This window comes from Vibrio celticus (genome assembly GCF_024347335.1).
In the GTDB taxonomy this organism is placed as follows: Bacteria; Pseudomonadota; Gammaproteobacteria; order Enterobacterales; family Vibrionaceae; genus Vibrio; species Vibrio celticus.
The window spans coordinates 1523264-1541872 of record NZ_AP025464.1 but is presented as its reverse complement, the minus strand read 5'-3'; the positions used below and the strand labels follow the sequence as shown (position 1 = coordinate 1541872).

Genomic DNA, 18609 nt, shown 5'->3' with positions numbered 1-18609 from the left:
CAGTGTAAGATAATTAATAACGCCAAACTATGAAGCATGATCAAGGCGTAAACTGAACAATATTGATCCGAGCAACTGCACATTGGAAATGATCAACCTCCGGAAAAATGATCAAGTAAACATAGTTCCGGAAGCATGTAATTTATGAGCTAAGTTACGGATAAATGCTTTTGGAATGGGGATTCAACGCCTATAAGGGCTCAATGATTGAAAATTCAATCGACACAGACCGAGAATACACAAACATGACAATTTCATGATCATGCTTCCTAGTTAAGACCCACCAGCGCTAAATACATCAAAGCAATCCATTTCCAGCGTATACAGACTAAATTTTGCACTCAATAGGGTAGGAACGATAAAAAAGTATGCTCTCTTGATCATTGTTCCGATAGATTGGCCGCCACAAGTGTCCACATAGACAAGTCAAAAGCGACTTAGAAACCGATGTTGAATTCCGATCTGTGGATAAGCTGTATAAGTATAATGATCATGCTTTCGAACCAATAATGATCATGCTTACAATGACTTAATGATCATCGTTCTGATGTTCTGTGATCATGCTTTCTTAAGTATAATGATCATAGTTTCGGAACCCTTATGATCATGCTTTCCAAGGCGATTTATTTTAATACTTTAAATTCAGCCACTTAAAAGCAAAGTTGCGTCCAGATCATTAGATCACTTAATCATTTAAGATCATATTAATCAAAAAGATCAGTTATTTAAAAGCCAATAAATTCTCTTTATTTATGATCATTCTTTCTTTATCATTCAGGAACTATAGTGAAATTACGGTTAGTGTGATACGGATCAAAAATGAAACCAGAAGAGAAATTGTTAATTAAGGCACGAAGCCACAAAGATGGTCATTTATTTGAGGTATCTGAAACAGCCGTTGAATGGATAGAACAATATCAACACTTCAAAGGTGTCACCAAAAGCATAGTTGAGCTTCTTAACCTAATTTCACTTCGTGGGTTTAGCAGCAAAGACGGGTACGTTTCCACCACTGAGATTATTGAATCAACTGATGGTCAAGTCACTCGTGCGGCCTTACAGCAAAGGCTGAGAGCAGCAGTCAATATCGGATTGTTCAAACAAATCCCCGTTCGCTTTGAAGAAGGCCTTGCTGGTAAAACCATGTTGCATCGCTTTGTGAACCCAAACCAATTGATATCGGTACTGGGTGCCACCAGCTTAGTGACAGAAAGCGTGAAACAAAATGAAAAGCAAAAGCGCTCTAAAGCCCTAGCTCAAACCAAAGTAAACAAGCGCTTACTGAATGAACATGGGTTGAATACCCCACCAACGATGAAAGATGAAGCGGATCAATTCATTGTTTCGCCAACCAATTGGGCGGGGATTATTGATCAAGCGTTAGCGCCACCTAGAACTCGTAAGAGCTACCAGAAATCCATGGTTTCGATCTCTGGCACTCGAGCTGTGATCGAGACAAGATCTTCTAAAAACATCATGACCGTTGACGATCTGATGACGTTATTCGCGTTATTCACGCTCACCGTTCAATATCATGATCATCACCAAGATGATTACCATCTAGACGCGAAACACACGCCGAACAAAACACCACTCTACATCACTGATATTTTGTCTTTACGTGGCAAGAAAGACAGCGGACCTGCACGTGATTCGATCCGCGACAGTATTGATCGTATCGAATTCACGGATTTCCAACTGCACGAGCTTACAGGTCGCTGGCTTAGTGAGAACATGCCAGAAGGCTTTAAGAGTGATCGTTTCCGATTCTTAGCTAGAACCATTACCGCATCGGAAGAAGCGCCTACAGAGGGCTCTGACGGCGAAATTCGCATTAAGCCGAACCTATACATCCTGGTTTGGGAACCTTCGTTCTACGAAGAGCTGCTGACGCGTGATTATTTCTTCCTATTTCCGCCAGAAATCCTGAAGCAACATACCTTGGTCTTCCAAATGTATTCGTACTTTAGAAGCCGCATGGCACGTCGCCATTCAGATAGCATGTTGCTCAGTGAGCTCAACCAGAAATTGGCGCGTAACATCGATTGGCGTCGTTTCTCGATGGATCTGATCCGCGAGCTTAGAAAGCTGGGTGAGGTCGGGGATCAAGAAGATACCTTCCTGGTTAATCTTTGGGGGTATCACTTGACGATCACCGCGTTGATCGAAAAAGGGAAAACGACCGATTATCAGGTAGATATCAAATGTAATGTGGAAGAAGTCTTACGTTACTCAAGAGCGCGTACCACTAACGCGGGTAAGCGTAATATGGCACCAACGCTGCCGAACCCACTTCGTAACGAAATGGTGTCTAAGCAGAAACTGGAAGAGCTGTCTGAGATTATCGACGGTGAGTTTGAGCCAATTCAGCGTAAAGCACCGTCGCCAAGAGGCAAATTGGGACGTCGAGTTAAGCAACGTAAACACTCTGTTGAGATCAACGCTGACGAGATCATGATTACTCTCTCTAAATATACCTCTGCAGAGGCTCTAGAACGCAGCATAACGGCTTTATCTGCTATGACAGGGCACTCACATGCCTCAATCAAAGAAGAGTGCTCAGAGCTCATTGAGAAGCTTGATTGGTTGAGAGTAGGGGAGGACGTTATCCCATACGAAACACTGAGTCGCTTGATTGAGCTATATAACGACCGAGATAGCACCAGCAATCGACATCTGTCCATTGAACGTTTGATCTCTGGCTTAGCGGTGCGTCGTAAAGTGTGTAAACAAGTTCATGAAGGCCATTTAGATGAAAACGTGTTCCTTGCGCTCGATGAAATGGCGATTGGCCACTAGTCATTATCCTATCGCGATAAGCCTGTTTTACCGTCGCTGAATGGATAGTTTTGAACACATTGGGTGCTGATTAAAATCGCACCTAACGCTGACAAACTGATGACAAAGTAACGCATCTAGTTGATTATTATTTATCCCGAATAGACAACCTTTGTCCTTTCTTATGATTAATAGATTGGCTCATATTTTGTTACATCATACTGAATAGATTTTTGCGAGTTCCTAAGGGACTCGCTTTTTTTTGCCTTAAATTCAGTCAATCATTAAAATTCAATAACTTAAAGAATTAAATGCCGAAGCATGATCAAGGCTAGATCATGCTTTCTACGGATCTAGCTCTGATGAGATTTTGATTTCATGTTTGATCGAGAAGGGCTTGATCAGTGGAGATGGCGTTGAATGCTGCCTTGATCATCGTTTCGGGGATGGGTTGCCATAAAACGCACATGCGATTCGATCAATTTCTCTGATTCTGCTTTCCAACGTGGTTCTTGCTGTTGGTTCGTAAACTCCAAAGCCAATACACACAAGTGTTGTAGCCGCTGTGTACACCATTCTTGCAATCCTGCTTCTGATTTTGGGTCGCATGACACCGTTTGCAGCTTGCTGTAGGCAAACATCAGGTATTGGTAGGCTTTATCTTGATGGCTTGAACTGCTGACCTCCTGCGAGGCCAACTCCGGATTCGATGAATCCGCGAGGTGGCGATAGAAAGTAAAGATTCTCAGGCACCCGTCTAGCCAACATGCGATGCCTTTACTCTGCTCATCCGTGATCAATGGCCCCCAGAGCGCATCTGGAGGCGTTAAGATCAAAGGCTCTAACCGGTCCACTTGATCATGCTTTCGGTCTTTGTACCAATCTCCGATCCGCTCTAACCAAGTGTCTAGTTCATTCATGCAACGTTATCCCACTGTTTTACAAAGTGATTATCAGCAACTTGTTTGATTTCATGCTGTATTTCACTGCTCTGCTCTCGAATACGATCAGCGTCTATTGAATAGTTTGGCTCATTTTTGACGAGTTCGCCAAATGGCAGATCGGGATCAGGGACTGCAGAGATCAACAACTTAGTGTACGGGTGTTGTGGATTGGTTAAGATCGACTGGGTTGATCCCCATTCGACGATCTGTCCTTTGTACATCACCGCTGTCTCTTCTGCGATGTAATGTGCTGTGGCAAGATCGTGGGTTATGTACAAAAAGCCAATTCCCAACTCTTTTTTCATTTTTTGCATTAGGTTCAACACGCCAAGTCGAATCGAGACGTCCAACATCGAGGTGGGTTCGTCAGCAAGAATAACCTCAGCGCCAACGGCCAGTGCTCTGGCTAGGTTAACCCTCTGTCTTTGGCCTCCACTGAGCTCGTGCGGGTATTTGGCGAGAGTTTCGATGGGTAACTCCACCAGCGTTAACAACTCTTTGAGGCGCTCTGTGAGAGCCTGTTTAGTAGCTACCTTTTTATGGATCTTAAGTGGGCGCGTTAAATGGTGTGAGTGGGATTGAGTGAACCAAAGGGGTCTTGAAAAACCATTTGCACACGGCTGCGATAATCCAAGATATCTTTACGGCTTTTCAGCGTAGAGATGTCCCTGCCTTTGAACAGTATCTCTCCCTTCGCTGTAGGGTAAAAATCGTGCGCAGGTGCTTTTACCACAACCTGATTCTCCGGCTAAGCCGAAAATCTCGCCTTAGCCTATGTGAAAGCTAACGGATTTTATTGCATTGAAAGCGGGGAAAATGAGAGTTGGATCAAACCACATTTCTTATGGGGAATCTTTTAAATGTAATTGCAGAAAATAGCTTTGGCAAAGTTTAAATGAGGCATTTATTAATTAGCTTTGTGAAGCGTCGGAATCATCACACTTCAGTACAGAATTTCTTAACAAGCGAAAAAGCATTTGCTACAGATTACCTGTCCATTACATGGTGCTTTTCGGAGGGAAACATGTCCATTAATTCTATCAACCATGATGAAATGACAAATATTGCAAACAAGTGGGATGCTGAAGAAGAGGTATCTTTCAAACCAGAAAAGAAAATGAAGTCTGCTGAAGCTCGTCGTCGTATCGAGGCTCTAAGAGAGATTAGAGAAAGCGGTTTGAGTCTGGAAGAAGCGAGGGAGCTAGGTCTTATTCACTAATAACCCTCATTGCATTTAGAAGGGTGGTACAACGCCACCCTTTGATTTATATGTATTTTTTAATAGTTCCTATCCAGATTGAATCGACCCCTTGATTCTTTAGCTCACTGTTCCGTTTAGCCTATCCCTTTTGATATTACGCTTTTCAGATGAAAAACACGCACATGGCATACTCTTGAACTAAGTTGTTTGACAGTCATATTCAACGCCACTAATTTTAAAGTTAAAGCAAAAATATGCGATGTCGTTGGTGAGGAGAAGGCTATGTCTAATTCTGTGGCTCAAGCTAAAGAAGTGCTGTTTTACGAACCCGAAGATCCGAACGGATACCTGTCAAATTTTGCCGCTTGTCCTATCAAGGTGGGTGATCAAGTTTGGGCAACCAGCGAACATTATTATCAAGCGATGAAGTTTGCCTCCGAAGCGCTACGCAATACCATTTTAGAAGCCAGTACACCTGCCGAAGCGTTCTCTTTAAGTCGTGACTACGAAGACCAAGTTCGCGAAGATTGGTATGACATTCGTGTTGAAGTGATGCAGTTTATTGTGACGGAGAAGTTCAGACAGAATCCACAGTTTGCGTTGTTTCTTACCAACACCGGAGATTCGGTGATCAAAGAACATTCGCATAAAGACCACTTCTGGGGCGATGGAGGCGATGGAACCGGCGAGAACCATTTGGGTAAGATTCTGATGGCAGTGCGTCACCAGCTTCGTACTCAGCAACTGCATTTTATTGCTTCGCACTGATTCGTCGATTCAGATAGCGACATGCTTATGATTATCCCTTAGACGCATTTAAAAGGCCGCTCTGCTATCTAGCATTAAGCAGGGCGGCCTTTTCGGTTTTATAGAGTCAGGCATCAACGATAGTTAAAGTGTGTTATCAAGCTATTCGTCATCAAACTATTCGCTATCAAGCTATCCGTTGCTAAGTTCGACGTAACGCTGGTGCTACAAGTAACTCTGTACGATGTCGTCAAGCTGTCCATCGTCTTTCATTTGGTCGAGGCGTTGGTTGATGAAGCTTTGCAGCTTAGGATCCATCTCAGGGTCAAACGCCAAATGGATAGGATAGTTATTGATTACAGAACCAAACTCCTGCATCTGGTAATCATCAATACTCAGTTTTTGCTCGTTTAGGTTGTATTTGATTCGTGATTCCATTTCTACAAACACGGTATCGCCAGGTGCTCGGTTCAGGACACGAAACGCAGCAGTGTAATCTTTTACTCGAATCTCGTTGAGCTTGCCTTGTTGGATATAAGGTTCCAAATTCGGGTACTCAAATCCTTTCAGCAATACCACGGCTTTCCCATCGAGATCATCGATTGTATTGAACTCAAATGGCTTTTTACCGCTGCTGAGTAATACGTGTTTTACATTGTAAATCGGGTCTTCAGATAGGTTCGCAGATTGAATATTCCCCCAACTAGGGCTGCCATAGGTAACCCAGTTTGGATTCTCTCTCGCATCGAGCTTGTCGATCATTCGATTAAAAGGGTAGGTGTGGTAGTTGATCTCATATTGGCTGTCATCAAACACGGCTTCCACAATATCTGAAACGATTCCTCTGTGAGATGACCCGTCAGTTTCGATTTGAAAAGGTTGCGCTTGGCTCGCAATAATGTAGTAGTGAAGGGGTTCGCTTGCAGAAGCATAACTGCTTGAAAACAAACTGACTATGGATGCAACGATAAGATGTTTTTTCATAACCTTCCCTAGTTATTTGATGAATGACTACTATTATACTAATTGTAGTTTGCTAGGATAACAATAATGGTAATTCGTGTATGGTGACAAAAGGAAAACGCTACGTTGGACTCTCCCGACAGTTGATCGGGATGATAATAGCGATCAGTACCTTATTCACAGTTATAGTGACAGGTCTCGGGTTGTATGTAGAGTACCAAAGTCGAGTTTCTTTTATCAGCTCTCAGATCGAGCTGGTCAAGGCTGGCTACCTGTCTGGTTTAACGTCTAGTTTGTGGGTTGAAGATCGAGAGCAATTGTTTGTGCAAGCCGAAGGCATCTCTCGCCTCCCTTCGGTCAGTTACCTTCTTATCGAAAGTCCCGATGAAAAAATTCTAGAGTTAGGTCAAAAGACCGAAGGCCAATCTTATTCTCAGTCTTGGGAAATGGTGCACCAGATGGGCGGTACAGACTTCCCATTGGCGACGCTCACGGTGCAATCTGACTTGAGCATGATCCTCAATGACTTTGAAGAACGAGTGTTATTGTTGCTCGCCTTCGAAGCCGTTAAAATCTTCTTGTTGTCTCTGGTATGTTTAACCATCGTCTATCGTCTTGTCGTAAAACGTTTGATGACTATGTCTTCCCAAATCAACCAGCAACAGGTCGAAGACAACAAACCGCGCTTTATAACGCCAACTCACTCTACTTACAAAGATGAGATATCGACTCTGGAGAGTAGCTATAACCGATCGGTAGAACGTATTCGTCAACAATATCAAGAGCTGGAAAAAGCCAAAGACGTTGCTGAGGTGGCCAACCGCAATAAAAGTGAATTCCTTGCCAATATGAGTCACGAAATCCGTACCCCAATGAATGGGATTATCGGGTTGTCGTCTTTGCTCTCTGAAATGGATATGCCGAAAGAGCAAAAAGAGTACATCAACATGCTCAACACCTCTTCGCTTACTTTGCTCGACTTAATCAATGATATTCTCGATTACTCGAAGATCGAAGCAGGGCGACTAGAGCTTCAGCAAGAGCCGATGAAAATGATGGGCATTGCGGCTGACGTTGAATCAACCTTCCGAGTGAAAGCCGAACAGAAAGGGCTTCGATTCCAATTAGCGATCGACCCTAAGATCCCAACCATGGTGATTGGCGACGGTACTCAACTAAGACAAGTCCTAAATAACTTAGTAGGCAACGCGATTAAATTTACCGAGCACGGCCACGTCACACTCTCACTTCGTTTGGAAGAGGTGGTTGAGCCTGAGCAAAAACTCAGAGTGAAATTCGAGGTTATCGACAGCGGTATCGGTATTGCAGAAGACAAACAGAAATCGGTGTTCGATAAGTTTCAACAAGCCGATGGCAGTACCACGCGTATTTACGGAGGCACAGGGCTTGGTCTAACAATATGCGAGAAGATCGTGGCATTGATGGGCAGCAAGCTTGAACTCACCAGTGTTGAAGGTCAGGGCAGTACCTTCTATTTTACGGCTGACTTTGACCCGTGTTTAGAAGCCGACGAAAGCAATATTGATTTCAATCAGGTTTCGGTTTTGCTCGTGGATGATAGCCAGCTGAACATGCGTATAACGTCTACACAGCTTCAATCCTTTGGCGTTAAGTCTGAGTGCTGTGAAACGGCAAACCAAGCGTTAGAGTTGGTTTCAGAGTCTGTGGCTCAGTCATCACCTTATGATCTCGTGCTGATAGACAAAGTAATGCCGTCCGTTGATGGCTTTCAACTGGCGAGAAGCTTAGTTGAACGCTTTGGTGTTGAATGTCCTAAGTTAGTAATGATCTCTGCTGACCCTAGAAAGCAAGATGAAGCTCGTGCTAAACAAGTCGGTTTTGTTGCCTACATTGCGCGCCCTTACCAAGATAATCAGCTTAAATGGACCATCAGTGAGGTACTCGCGAGAGCCGCTGATACTTCAGTCTTTACCTATCCGAATAGAGGAGAGGTTGCGTTTAAAGACAATGAACCTGTGCCGTTAAGCAAACCTGCGGCGGTTGTTAAAGAGGCTTCCAATGTCTCTGTAAACGCCCCGCAAGCCGTTAAACAAGATCCAGTTCAAGCAGAGTCAAAACCTGTCGCGGTTGCCGGAGAATTTAGTGGTACGGTTTTGGTCGTTGAAGACTCGCGAGTAAACCAGCAAGTTGCCAAGATGATGCTCAAGAAGCTTGGCTTTGAGGTTGATATTGCCGACAACGGTGAAATTGGTGTCGAGAAATTCAAAGCCAACGAATACGAGATGATTTTTATGGATTGTCAGATGCCGATTCTCGATGGCTTCGAAGCGACCAAGCAGATCCGAGCGCTCGAAGAAGGCTCTTCAAAGCACATCCCAATCGTTGCGCTGACGGCCAACGTCGTACAGCGAGACAAGCATTTGTGCTTCGATGTAGGCATGGATGAGTTTTTACCTAAACCTGTTAACCAAGGCAAACTGAGAGAGATCGTAGCGAGTTTCTTGTCGAAAGAGACCGAATCAAACAAAGAGCATGAGCAGCAAATTGTTTAGTTGAGTATATCTAATCTTACTTTCATTAAAAGAGTAATGAGGCGAGTTAGACACCGTCTTTTATGCCGTTGGTTATATTTGAAGTATCGTGTGAAAGAAATGACAAAGGTGGCCTGAAAAGACCACCTTTTTTGTTTGTGTCGGTTTGAACTTAGTCCCTATCGATTGCGAATGCAGACCATGCTTGACGGGTCGGCATCACTTCGACTCGGTTAATGTTGATGTGATCTGGCAAGGTTGCGATATAAAACATCTGCTCGGCAATATCCTCTGCTGACAACGGTGTGGTGCCTTGGTAAAGATTGTCTGAAGCCGTCTGATTACCTTTGGTTCTTACTAGAGTAAATTCCGTTTCTGCAATACCAGGGGAAAGGTCAGTCACTCGTACCCCTGTGCCTTGTAGGTCGCAACGTAGGTTGTAACTGAACTGTTTTACGAATGCTTTGCTGGCACCATACACATGGCTTCCTGGGTAAGGCCATTGCCCGGCGATTGATCCAACATTGATGATCGAGCTTCCTGCGCCTTTTTTAATTAACGTCGGCAGCAGCGCGTGAGTAACATTAACCAAGCCAGTGACATTGGTGTCGATCATTGTGTGCCAGTCTTTCAAGTCCACATCAGGCGAGCCTTCTGGTGCCAAGGCTAATCCTGCATTATTAACCAATGCGGTAATCGATGAGAATTCAGCGGGTAGTGAATCAATGGCTTGTTTTACGGCGTCTGCGTCTCGAACGTCGAGTTGAATTACATGCACAGGCACCGTTAATTCTTCCTTTAGGTCGAGTAGCCTTTCGATTCGACGACCAGACAACACTAACGACCAGTTATCTTCTGCAAAACGTTTTGCTGCCGCTTTGCCGAAACCAGAGGTTGCCCCTGTAATGAACGCTATCTTATCCATAAATACATCCTTCTAATTTGAAATTAACATAAGTAGTGCCATGCCGATCAAAATCGGCGCGGTCGTTGTTTTTGCAGACAAGTTCGGTACTGATAGATACAGTTTTTGCCCCAGTACATTGCCAATCAAAGCTGCCGGTAATAGCCATAAACCTGTGATGAACGACCCTTGGTTAAATGCGCCAATCCATATGAAGCCAACCAGTGAAATTGCTGAACTCAGCAGAAAAAACACAATCGCGGTGGCTCTCTGCTCACTGGTTTGAATGGTTAGGTTCATCAAATACGTCACTAATGGCGGACCTCCTGAAGAGGCGGTGGTCATGCTAAACCCCGAAATGGCTCCCGCCCAAAACGCGTGTCGTTGGTGTAGCCAAGTGAGGCGTAAGTCCAAAATAATCAGCGTGCCAGCGACCAAAGACATCATCGCGATAAAGGCCTTCAAGCCTGATTCCGATATCGTGCTAATGAAATACAGCGAGAAAGGAACCGCAACCAACATGCCAATACACAGCGGCACAATAAGCCGGATATTGATGGTGGTTTTACTTCGCTTGAGCAGAGGAAAGGTACTTAAAAAGTCCAACAGGATAGCGATGGTTACCGCTTGCAATGGTGTAACAATAAAGCTGAGGGAGAGCGCTGCGATAATCGCAAACCCAAACCCTGAATAGCCTCGAACTACTCCTGCAAACAGAATCAATGTCATCGCCAACCCTAATTCCACTCTTACTCACCTCTTTGCTTTTGATATTGCTGCTGCGTTAATTAGCGTTTGATGAGACTTGTCTTGTCTGCCTTTCAATCTATTCACACCTAAGAATTTTGAATAGAGCCAGATCGACGATTGGATTGGGTCAGGCTGTTGGTTGGATCGGGGAGGAGGTTTGGGCTGATCCACTGGCCCACGATTTTGTTGAAACTGACACTATGAGATCCGCCCTGTTTGGGATGAAGATTATTCCATCCGATAGCGCAGCCTTTTCAATGTCGTGTTTTGTGTCTTTCATTCTCGAAGACTAGCCAAGCACGAGCGGCTGTGAATCTAGTGTTGTTAATGGAGACGATGAAATGGAAGTATCAACAGAACAGCTTGTGAACCAAGATATTATCGACCTCGACAAGAGCGTATTTCATTCTTGGTCGATTCAAGAAGCAGCGGAGCCTATCGCCATTGCGGGTGGGCAAGGATGCAAAATGTGGGACTACGAAGGTAAAGAGTACCTTGATTTTAGTAGCCAACTGGTTAACACCAACATTGGTCATCAGCACCCACAAGTGATCAAAGCGATTAAAGATCAAGCGGAATCATTGGTAACTGTTGCCCCTGCGACCGCCAACCTCACTCGCGGTTTGGCGGCCAAGCGCATTTTGTCGAAAGCGCCAAGCACGTTTAAGAAAGTGTTCTTTACCAATGCAGGCGCAGACGCCAACGAAAATGCGATTCGCATGGCGCGACAATTCACAGGGCGCGACAAGGTGTTATCTGCTTACCGTTCTTACCATGGCAATACAGGTACTGCTATTGCTGCGACGGGGGACTTTCGTCGAATTCCAAACGAGTATAGCCGTGGGCACGTTCACTTCTTCAATCCATTTCTCTATCGAAGCGAATTCAACGCGGCGACTGAGGCAGAAGAGAGTGAGCGTGCCCTGCAGCATTTAGAGCGAGTGATTGAATGCGAAGGGCCAACGGCGATTGCGGCGATTATTCTAGAGACCATTCCGGGAACAGCTGGCTTTCTGATTCCGCCCAAAGACTACCTTGTTGGTGTGCGTGAGCTGGCAACCAAACATGGCATTCAACTGATCTTTGATGAGGTGATGGTCGGTTTTGGCCGCACGGGTAAGTGGTTTGCGTTTGAACACTTTAATGTAGTGCCAGATCTGATTACTTTCGCGAAAGGGGTGAACTCGGGTTACGTGCCGGCTGGTGGTGTGGTGGTTAGTGAACCGATCGTTGAGTACTTTAAGTCAAACTTCTTTATGGGCGGCTTAACGTACTCTGGTCACCCTTTGGCGATGGCTTCTATCGTTGCAACGCTCGATGTGATGGAGCAAGAGGGCATTGTCACACATGCTGATAACGTCGGTAACAGCGTGCTAGGGCCGCTCCTACTGAGTCTTCAAGAGTTGCACCCTATGATTGGTGATGTGCGCGGTAAAGGGATGTTCTGGGCGGTAGAGCTGGTGGAAGATCGTGAAAGTAAAACACCTTTAAGCAATGAAAAAATGGGGCAATTGAAAGCGCAATTGACTAAGCGAGGCCTGTTGACCTTCATTGTGAATAACCGTATTCACGTTGCGCCACCTTTGGTTATTCAGCCAAGCGAGATTAAGAAAGGCGTTAAGATCATTGATGAAGTGTTGTTTGAACTCGCTTCTTAATTCTTCAATAAGATAGCCAGCACAGCAACCAAGGCACTTTGACAAAGGATTCCCCGTTCTTTTAAACGTGCCAAACTTAACCTTCAGAAACGACAAAAGAGCATCGAATGATGCTCTTTTTACGTTTATTCACTAAATCACTCTGCTCAAACCGCTCTTCAATGATGCTAGATCTTCATCACCTCTGACAGCTCTTTGATACCGAGGGCGATCAGATCTTTGTCGATGGCGTGAAAGCCCAATCGAAAATAGGAATTGGGATCATATTCTGACAATGCTTCACAGCCCGATTCCGTTTCGATATTAGTCATAAAGTGTGAATAGCCTGTCTCAATCAATATGCCCTTTTGGGCGGCTCGTGAGGCTAAACGCTGGCTATTGATGTGGCTGGGCGTTTGTAACCACAGAGAGTTGGCCTGCTCGCTTTGAGCCAGTCGCTTGCAGTCAGGTAGGTACTTCAAGACGGCATCGTTGATAAGCTTCCAGCGCTGGCGCGTGTTTTCTCTAAAGCGCCTCACAAAGCTGTCGTAGTAGCCTTGTTCAATAAAGTGCGCCACTTCCATCTGAACACGGCTTGGCGCATGTCGGTACATCAAGCGACGCAGTATTCTAAGGTCGTAGATCAACTCTTCAGGTGCCACGATGTAGCCTAACCTCAAGCCGGGTGCTAATAGCTTAGAGAAGCTGCTGACGTAGATGACACGCCCTTCCTTATCACTGGCTTTTAGCGCGGGTTTAGGGTTCCACTCTACGTTACACTCGGCGTCATAGTCATCTTCGATAATCACCGCGTCATTGGTTTTGGCCATTTCCAGTAACTGAGTTCGACGTTCGTCACTCATGGTGACGCCCGTTGGAGCTTGATGGCTGGGCGTGACATAGAAGTGATCACACAGTGAAGAGTGCTCATTGAATCTCAATCCTTGTTCATCCACTTGATGCGGGTGTAACTGCGCGCCTGCGAGATTAAAGATGTGATTCGCTTCCTTGTAGCCGGGGTTCTCGACTCCGACTCGGCTCTGATGGTTCATGAGCAAGGTCGAAATCAAATACAGCGCATTTTGCGAGCCTAAGGTTATGAGGACCTCATCACTTTGGGCATGAATACCGCGCTGAGGAAGCACCCTTGTGCGTATCTGTTCGACCAGCATGTCGACGTCTTTATCGACCTTGTCACACAGCCAGCGATGGTCATTTGGATCTGAGGTGACCTTTCTTGTGGCTTCTCGCCATTGCGCTAATGGAAAGTCATTGATAGAGGGTTGGCCAAAAATAAAGGGGTACTGATAACAGCTCCAGTGCGAGGGTTTGACAATGCGAGGGTATTGGCTCAATTGCAGTTTAACTCGCTTGCTCCAATCCGGTGCATTGTCGTTGTCTGTTGATTCAAAATGATCCAACTTCGCATCGATTTCTTCGCTTGGATTTTGATACTTTTCTGACAGGTAATAACCACTACGAGGCTTGCTGATGAGATAACCATCATCGAGCAAACTGTCGTACACCAACGAGACCGTATTGCGTGAAACACCTAATTGGCTAGAGAGCTTGCGACAAGACGGGAGCGCTTGTTTCGCAGGAAAAATACCATTCAATATCGCCGTCACCAAATAGCTCCGCACTTGTTCTTGTAGGCTTCTTTTGGAATCAAACTCGATGAAACAATTGTGATTTATCGCCATGAGATACAGTCCTTATTCTCAGTAAACCTCGGTCCTATTTGTATAAAAGAGCAAGAACTGAGCCAGAGTTCATATGGATGTTTTAAGGACTGGCTTTTGAACGGTATCTAATGTGAAAGATGCCCTGTCCCAAACCCGAAAACCACTCTGTCCCAACCCGAAAATTAAATTGGCTCTACGTCTTCGAGGCATTCCGTTCATAAAGTAAAGGCAGGCAAATAATCTCGATAAGGAAAGCGTATGAAACAGGGAATGACGATGAAGGCATGGGTTTCAACAGCGGCAGCAACAGTTGTACTGGGTTGTTTTGGTGTCGCACAAGCATCCGAGCTTGCAGCCATCGAAAAGCAAGGTTTTATGAAAGTGGCGACAGAAGATAACTATTCGCCATTCAACTACATCGATCGTGGTAATCCGGCTGGGATTAATAAAGATCTGCTTGATGAATTGCGTGAATATTCGAAGTTCGATATTGAACAAGAGATCTTACCTTGGACAGGGTTACTCGCGTCAGTATCCGCTGGCCAATACGATGTGGCGTTAACCGGAGCGATCATTACCGACGCCCGTTTAAAGGCCTTCGACTTTACTCCACCGATTGCTTCAGCGCAGCACTACTTCTTAACCCGAGCAGGTGATGACGACATCAATACTGTCGCGGATCTAGACGGTAAAACTGTTGGCTTACAAGCGGGTAGTGCTTTGTTAGAGCGACTTCCTGAGCTGGAAGAGATGCTAGAAGCACAAGGCAAGTCTTTGGGCAAAGTCGTTCAGTATCAATCTTATCCAGAAGCGTATTCCGACTTGGCGATCGGTCGTATCGACTATGTGATCAACAGTGTCGTTTCGGTTAACGAGGTAGTGAAGTCGAAGTCAAAGGTATTCAAAAAAGGCGAAGCAGTCTCTGGCCGGGGTTTCGTGAGCTGGCCCGTTCCTAAAGATAATCCTGAGCTTTTGGCTTACCTAACGGAATTCTTCCTACACCTTGAGCAAACAGGAAAAATGGCAGAGCTGCAGAAGAAGTGGTTCGGTGAATCGTTCGACCAACTCCCTTCAGAAGCCATCACTTCGGTCGAGCAGTATCGCAAGCTAACAGCCGTTCAATAGATGAATAAGCTTGCGCCGACACAAACAGTTAGCGACTGTTTGTGTCCATGCCAATGGGTTCAAAGCGGTTTAACCCATGAGTCATTGGCGCACAATCTATCGAAAGAAGTCGCTGATCAAAGAGGTCGTTTATGGATTATTACGCTTGGGAACAGTTACTGCAGGGCGCGTGGGCAACGGCATGGATATCGGCAGTATCGATTGTATTAGGTGTCGTCATTGGCTTAATGATTGCCTTGGTTAGAATGATGAAAATCCCGTTTGTGGATCAAATGTTGGGCATTTATGTTAGTTGGGCACGAGCAACGCCTTTGGTTACGTTGGCTCTGTTTATTTTCCTTTCTTTTCCGTCATTTGGCATCAATTTAGATAAACACGTTTCTGCCATTTTAGCTCTCACACTCAATACATCGGCATTCAATGCAGAGATTTGGCGCAACGCGTTTCTTAACTTTTCAAAAGGACAAATGGAAGCGGCGGAAGCCATTGGTATGAGACGCATAACTTACTTCCGCCGCATCATGTTCCCGCAAATGGTGATCATGAGCCTACCAGCGCTAGTCAATGAGATGTCATTCTTAATTAAGGGCAGCCCAGCGATTGCGGTGATCGGTATTGTCGACCTAACTCGTGTCACCAATCGAATCTCTGCGGTTACCTATGAACCACTTGGGCCGATTCTGTGTGCCGGCGCCATATACATGTTGATTATTGGCGTGTTGGTGAAGTTGCAAGCGGTGGCTGAAAACCGAGCCACTTATCTGCAGCAGTAAGTGTGGCTAGCAGTCATCTACCTCAGTCACAGCTATCAACAACAGCCACAGTTTAGCCGTCACGGCTACTTGGTCAGAAGCACCATTTACCTGCTTGTGATGCGTTATTGAGCGGGTAAGTTTAAGGAGTAAATATGGAAGAATGGAATATTATCTGGCAACAAAAAGAGCTGTTTGCTTCAGGGTTTGTGACCACATTTTATCTTTTTGTTTCGTCTTCAATCTTGAGTTTCATCATTGGCATCAGTTTGTTGTATTGCCTCGAAAATTCAAAACTTGGTGTGAAGTACACCATCAATAGTTTGATAGGCATGATGCGCACCTTGCCGTTTCTTATCTTAGCGTACCTGCTCTATTACGGGCTGCCGCAGGTTGGTATTCGACTCGATGCGATTACAGCGGGAATCATCGCGCTAAGTCTCTATCACGGTACCTATTTTTGTGAGATTTTCCGAGGTGTTCGTAAAGGGCTAGAGCCTGGTTACATCGAAGCAGCGCACGCTTATGGCTTCTCTAAATTCAAAACCTTTACCCGAGTTATTACCCCAAATGTGTTGTTTAAGTCGGTTCCGCTGATCACGAACCAACTCATCATCTGCTTAAAAGACACAGCGTTTCTTAGCATCATCACCGTCGCAGAAATTACTGCGGCAGCCAACAGTATTCAATCGACCTACTTCATCCCATTGAATGCGTTCATCATTGCTATCGCGCTCTACTGGGCTGTGAGTATTGCACTTGAAACCATCACTAAACGAATCCAAACCAAAGTTGAACTTAGAGGGCTTAGCCATGCTTAAACAATCAGAGATTATTGAAACGGAAGCACCGATTAACCCTTCTTTGGGCGTGAATTTGGAAGTAATTGAGTGCGAGCCACTATTGGAGGAACGAGAGACGATCATCAAGGTTGAAAACCTGTCGAAACAGTTTGATGGCATCGAAGTACTGCGAGACATCAACCTCAACATCAACAAAGGCGATGTGGTGAGTATTCTCGGTTCGTCAGGTTCGGGGAAATCGACGTTATTACGTTGCATGAATTGGCTAGAGCAGCCAGAGCGCGGCACGATTTTCATGGGTGATGAGCGTATTGGTATTAACTCAGAAACGGAAAAACCACTCAAATATAAAGAGCTGGCGAAACTTAGAGAGCGCCTTGGTATGGTTTTCCAAAGCTTCAACTTGTGGCCGCATTTAACCGTGTTGCAAAACGTCATGGAAGCGCTCGTTCACGTTAAGAAGATCGCGAAATCAGACGCCGAAGAGATGGCTCGTAAGCAACTCGATAAGGTTGGGATGTCGCACAAACTAGAGAACTACCCAAGCATGTTATCGGGTGGGCAAAAGCAACGTGTCGCCATTGCCAGAGCACTCGCGATGGAGCCGGATGTGTTGCTGTTTGATGAACCAACGTCAGCACTCGATCCTGAATTGGTCGAAGAGGTGTTATTGGTGATGAAGAAACTGTCGCAAGAGGGCTACACCATGGTAGTTGTGACACATGAGATGGAGTTTGCGCGTCAGGTGTCGGATCAGGTGGTGTTTCTTGAAAAAGGCATATTGATTGAAAAATCCAACCCAGAGAAGTTTTTCACTAACCCAGATTCATCAAGGGTAAGACAGTTCCTCAAGCTTGATTCATGAGCTAGATAGCTTGCACAGCTTCAAGGTTCGACTGTTAAAAAGCTCCGACTGAATCCGTCGGAGTTTTTGTATGTGCTCGCTTTTTCTTCCTAAGCCAAAGCTTAAACCTAGGCCTAAGCAAATGGTTACGTGACGCTAACCAATACTATCAATATGGATCACCACAGAATCAGGTCGCCAGTACTCCAGTTCGCAGTCCATTAGCTCACCGTCTTGTTTGTAGTTCACTCGGCAGATCTTAAGAACTGGCTGGCCCTCTGCCAAATTCAGAGCCTTGGCAACATGCGCAGGGGCTGAAGTAGGAACCACGTCAAAGCGCGAGCGTTGGGTTTCGTAGCCGTATTTTTCTCGGTAGATACCCGTCAACGACATGGTGAGGTTTTCTGATAATACCTTCTCAAACAGCGGTGCTTTCAAGACGTTCTCAACGAAGAGTACCGCTCTGCCATCAATAAAGCGTAATCGCTCAATGACGTGTATCGGCGTTATCTGTTCTATCTCTAACGCTTTGGCGTAATCGCCCGCTGCCATTTCTGTTCGGGTGCTCAGCAGCCTTGTTTCTGCAATACGATGTTGTTCGCGAATCATTTGATGAAAGTGAGAACGTGACAATGGGTTGTAGCGAATCCGTTCGGGTGACACATACCAGCCTCTGCGTTCTTCTCGGTATATCAAGCCTTCGGTTTCTAATGACACCAGCGCATCTTTGAGCGTGATTCGTGTGGTGGAAAACAGCTCGCTGAGATCTCTTTCGGATGGCAGTTTTTGCCCCTCGGTGAAGATGCCTGCTTGAAGCTGTTCTCTGATGCTTGCCTTAATTCTGCCTAGCTGTGTCCCTGATTGCCCTGTACCCAATGTTCTCATTGCTGATCTAGTCCATAAGTTCGTGTGCTTAATAAGGTAAACCATGGAGTTAACAGGAATGTGACAGTAAACAATGGC

Annotated in this window: 15 protein-coding genes and 1 pseudogene; 9 read left to right on the top strand and 7 right to left on the bottom strand. The window is 45.3% G+C overall.

Annotation, left to right across the window (positions count from 1 at the left end):
• Positions 1 to 819: 819 nt before the first annotated feature.
• Positions 820 to 2799 (top strand): replication initiator protein RctB domain-containing protein, encoded by a 1980-nt coding sequence (locus tag OCV19_RS22820; protein ID WP_017071247.1) that lies wholly within the window; start codon positions 820 to 822, stop codon positions 2797 to 2799.
• Positions 2800 to 3179: 380 nt separating this feature from the next.
• Here OCV19_RS22820 and OCV19_RS22815 read toward each other — a convergent pair whose 3' ends face one another.
• Together OCV19_RS22815 and OCV19_RS22810 are read right to left on the bottom strand one after the other, a co-directional pair.
• Positions 3180 to 3698 (bottom strand): transcriptional regulator, encoded by a 519-nt coding sequence (locus OCV19_RS22815; protein WP_065676076.1) that lies wholly within the window; start codon positions 3696 to 3698, stop codon positions 3180 to 3182.
• Positions 3695 to 4561: pseudogene (locus OCV19_RS22810) on the bottom strand (ABC transporter ATP-binding protein). The gene OCV19_RS22815 and the pseudogene OCV19_RS22810 overlap by 4 nt, the downstream one beginning before the upstream one ends.
• A 185-nt stretch (positions 4562 to 4746) precedes the next feature.
• On the opposite strand from OCV19_RS22810, the gene OCV19_RS22805 reads away from it, so the two are divergent.
• The gene (locus tag OCV19_RS22805) at positions 4747 to 4941 is read left to right on the top strand and encodes a PA3496 family putative envelope integrity protein (RefSeq protein WP_004736928.1); all 195 of its coding nucleotides are present in this window, start codon (positions 4747 to 4749) and stop codon (positions 4939 to 4941) included.
• A gap of 189 nt (positions 4942 to 5130) precedes the next feature.
• A complete protein-coding gene (locus tag OCV19_RS22800) occupies positions 5131 to 5691 on the top strand; it encodes an NADAR family protein (protein ID WP_065676075.1) in 561 nt (186 codons plus the stop codon).
• A 204-nt stretch (positions 5692 to 5895) separates the two neighbouring features.
• On the opposite strand, the gene OCV19_RS22795 is transcribed toward OCV19_RS22800, so the two are convergent.
• A complete protein-coding gene (locus OCV19_RS22795) occupies positions 5896 to 6654 on the bottom strand; it encodes a substrate-binding periplasmic protein (RefSeq protein ID WP_019823349.1) in 759 nt (252 codons plus the stop codon).
• A gap of 80 nt (positions 6655 to 6734) precedes the next feature.
• Here OCV19_RS22795 and OCV19_RS22790 point away from each other — a divergent pair, with 80 nt between their 5' ends.
• Positions 6735 to 9167 (top strand): hybrid sensor histidine kinase/response regulator, encoded by a 2433-nt coding sequence (locus OCV19_RS22790; protein WP_065676074.1) that lies wholly within the window; start codon positions 6735 to 6737, stop codon positions 9165 to 9167.
• 151 nt (positions 9168 to 9318) lie between these two features.
• Here the strand turns inward: OCV19_RS22790 and OCV19_RS22785 are convergent, their stop codons facing one another.
• Entirely contained in the window at positions 9319 to 10071 is a 753-nt protein-coding gene (locus OCV19_RS22785; protein ID WP_017071252.1) for an SDR family NAD(P)-dependent oxidoreductase, read from the bottom strand.
• A 12-nt stretch (positions 10072 to 10083) separates the two neighbouring features.
• Positions 10084 to 10779, bottom strand: a complete 696-nt coding sequence (locus tag OCV19_RS22780) for a sulfite exporter TauE/SafE family protein (protein ID WP_065676098.1) — start codon at positions 10777 to 10779, stop codon at positions 10084 to 10086.
• Positions 10780 to 11141: 362 nt separating this feature from the next.
• Between OCV19_RS22780 and OCV19_RS22775 the strand changes: the two genes are divergently transcribed.
• Complete coding sequence (locus OCV19_RS22775) at positions 11142 to 12458, top strand: aspartate aminotransferase family protein (RefSeq protein ID WP_065676073.1); 1317 nt, start codon at positions 11142 to 11144, stop codon at positions 12456 to 12458.
• A gap of 167 nt (positions 12459 to 12625) precedes the next feature.
• On the opposite strand, the gene pdxR is transcribed toward OCV19_RS22775, so the two are convergent.
• On the bottom strand, positions 12626 to 14140 hold the full coding sequence (pdxR, locus tag OCV19_RS22770) for a MocR-like pyridoxine biosynthesis transcription factor PdxR (RefSeq protein ID WP_065676072.1): 1515 nt from the start codon (positions 14138 to 14140) through the stop codon (positions 12626 to 12628).
• 240 nt (positions 14141 to 14380) lie between these two features.
• Here pdxR and OCV19_RS22765 point away from each other — a divergent pair, with 240 nt between their 5' ends.
• From OCV19_RS22765 to OCV19_RS22750, 4 genes are all read left to right on the top strand, one after another.
• The gene (locus OCV19_RS22765; protein ID WP_065676071.1) at positions 14381 to 15247 is read left to right on the top strand and encodes a transporter substrate-binding domain-containing protein; all 867 of its coding nucleotides are present in this window, start codon (positions 14381 to 14383) and stop codon (positions 15245 to 15247) included.
• A gap of 131 nt (positions 15248 to 15378) precedes the next feature.
• Complete coding sequence (locus tag OCV19_RS22760; RefSeq protein ID WP_017066356.1) at positions 15379 to 16020, top strand: amino acid ABC transporter permease; 642 nt, start codon at positions 15379 to 15381, stop codon at positions 16018 to 16020.
• Between the two features lie 134 nt (positions 16021 to 16154).
• Positions 16155 to 16820 carry an amino acid ABC transporter permease gene (locus tag OCV19_RS22755; protein WP_017066357.1) on the top strand — a complete coding sequence of 222 codons (666 nt, stop codon included), beginning with the start codon at positions 16155 to 16157 and terminating at the stop codon, positions 16818 to 16820.
• On the top strand, positions 16813 to 17667 hold the full coding sequence (locus OCV19_RS22750; protein ID WP_065676070.1) for an amino acid ABC transporter ATP-binding protein: 855 nt from the start codon (positions 16813 to 16815) through the stop codon (positions 17665 to 17667). The genes OCV19_RS22755 and OCV19_RS22750 overlap by 8 nt, the downstream gene beginning before the upstream one ends.
• Before the next feature lie 135 nt (positions 17668 to 17802).
• Here OCV19_RS22750 and OCV19_RS22745 read toward each other — a convergent pair whose 3' ends face one another.
• Positions 17803 to 18531, bottom strand: coding sequence for a UTRA domain-containing protein (locus OCV19_RS22745; protein WP_065676069.1), 729 nt, complete (start codon positions 18529 to 18531; stop codon positions 17803 to 17805).
• Between the last annotated feature and the right edge of the window lie 78 nt (positions 18532 to 18609).

Bases quoted from the DNA above. Each gene is read 5' to 3' on its own strand.
- OCV19_RS22815 (WP_065676076.1), bottom strand. From the start codon at position 3,698: ATGAATGAACTAGACACTTGGTTAGAGCGGATCGGAGATTGGTACAAA.
- OCV19_RS22755 (WP_017066357.1), top strand. From the start codon at position 16,155: ATGGAAGAATGGAATATTATCTGGCAACAAAAAGAGCTGTTTGCTTCA.
- OCV19_RS22775 (WP_065676073.1), top strand. From the start codon at position 11,142: ATGGAAGTATCAACAGAACAGCTTGTGAACCAAGATATTATCGACCTC.
- OCV19_RS22785 (WP_017071252.1), bottom strand. From the start codon at position 10,071: ATGGATAAGATAGCGTTCATTACAGGGGCAACCTCTGGTTTCGGCAAA.
- OCV19_RS22805 (WP_004736928.1), top strand. From the start codon at position 4,747: ATGTCCATTAATTCTATCAACCATGATGAAATGACAAATATTGCAAAC.
- OCV19_RS22745 (WP_065676069.1), bottom strand. From the start codon at position 18,531: ATGAGAACATTGGGTACAGGGCAATCAGGGACACAGCTAGGCAGAATT.
- pdxR (WP_065676072.1), bottom strand. From the start codon at position 14,140: ATGGCGATAAATCACAATTGTTTCATCGAGTTTGATTCCAAAAGAAGC.
- OCV19_RS22765 (WP_065676071.1), top strand. From the start codon at position 14,381: ATGAAACAGGGAATGACGATGAAGGCATGGGTTTCAACAGCGGCAGCA.
- OCV19_RS22820 (WP_017071247.1), top strand. From the start codon at position 820: ATGAAACCAGAAGAGAAATTGTTAATTAAGGCACGAAGCCACAAAGAT.
- OCV19_RS22750 (WP_065676070.1), top strand. From the start codon at position 16,813: ATGCTTAAACAATCAGAGATTATTGAAACGGAAGCACCGATTAACCCT.
- OCV19_RS22795 (WP_019823349.1), bottom strand. From the start codon at position 6,654: ATGAAAAAACATCTTATCGTTGCATCCATAGTCAGTTTGTTTTCAAGC.
- OCV19_RS22790 (WP_065676074.1), top strand. From the start codon at position 6,735: ATGGTGACAAAAGGAAAACGCTACGTTGGACTCTCCCGACAGTTGATC.
- OCV19_RS22760 (WP_017066356.1), top strand. From the start codon at position 15,379: ATGGATTATTACGCTTGGGAACAGTTACTGCAGGGCGCGTGGGCAACG.
- OCV19_RS22780 (WP_065676098.1), bottom strand. From the start codon at position 10,779: ATGACATTGATTCTGTTTGCAGGAGTAGTTCGAGGCTATTCAGGGTTT.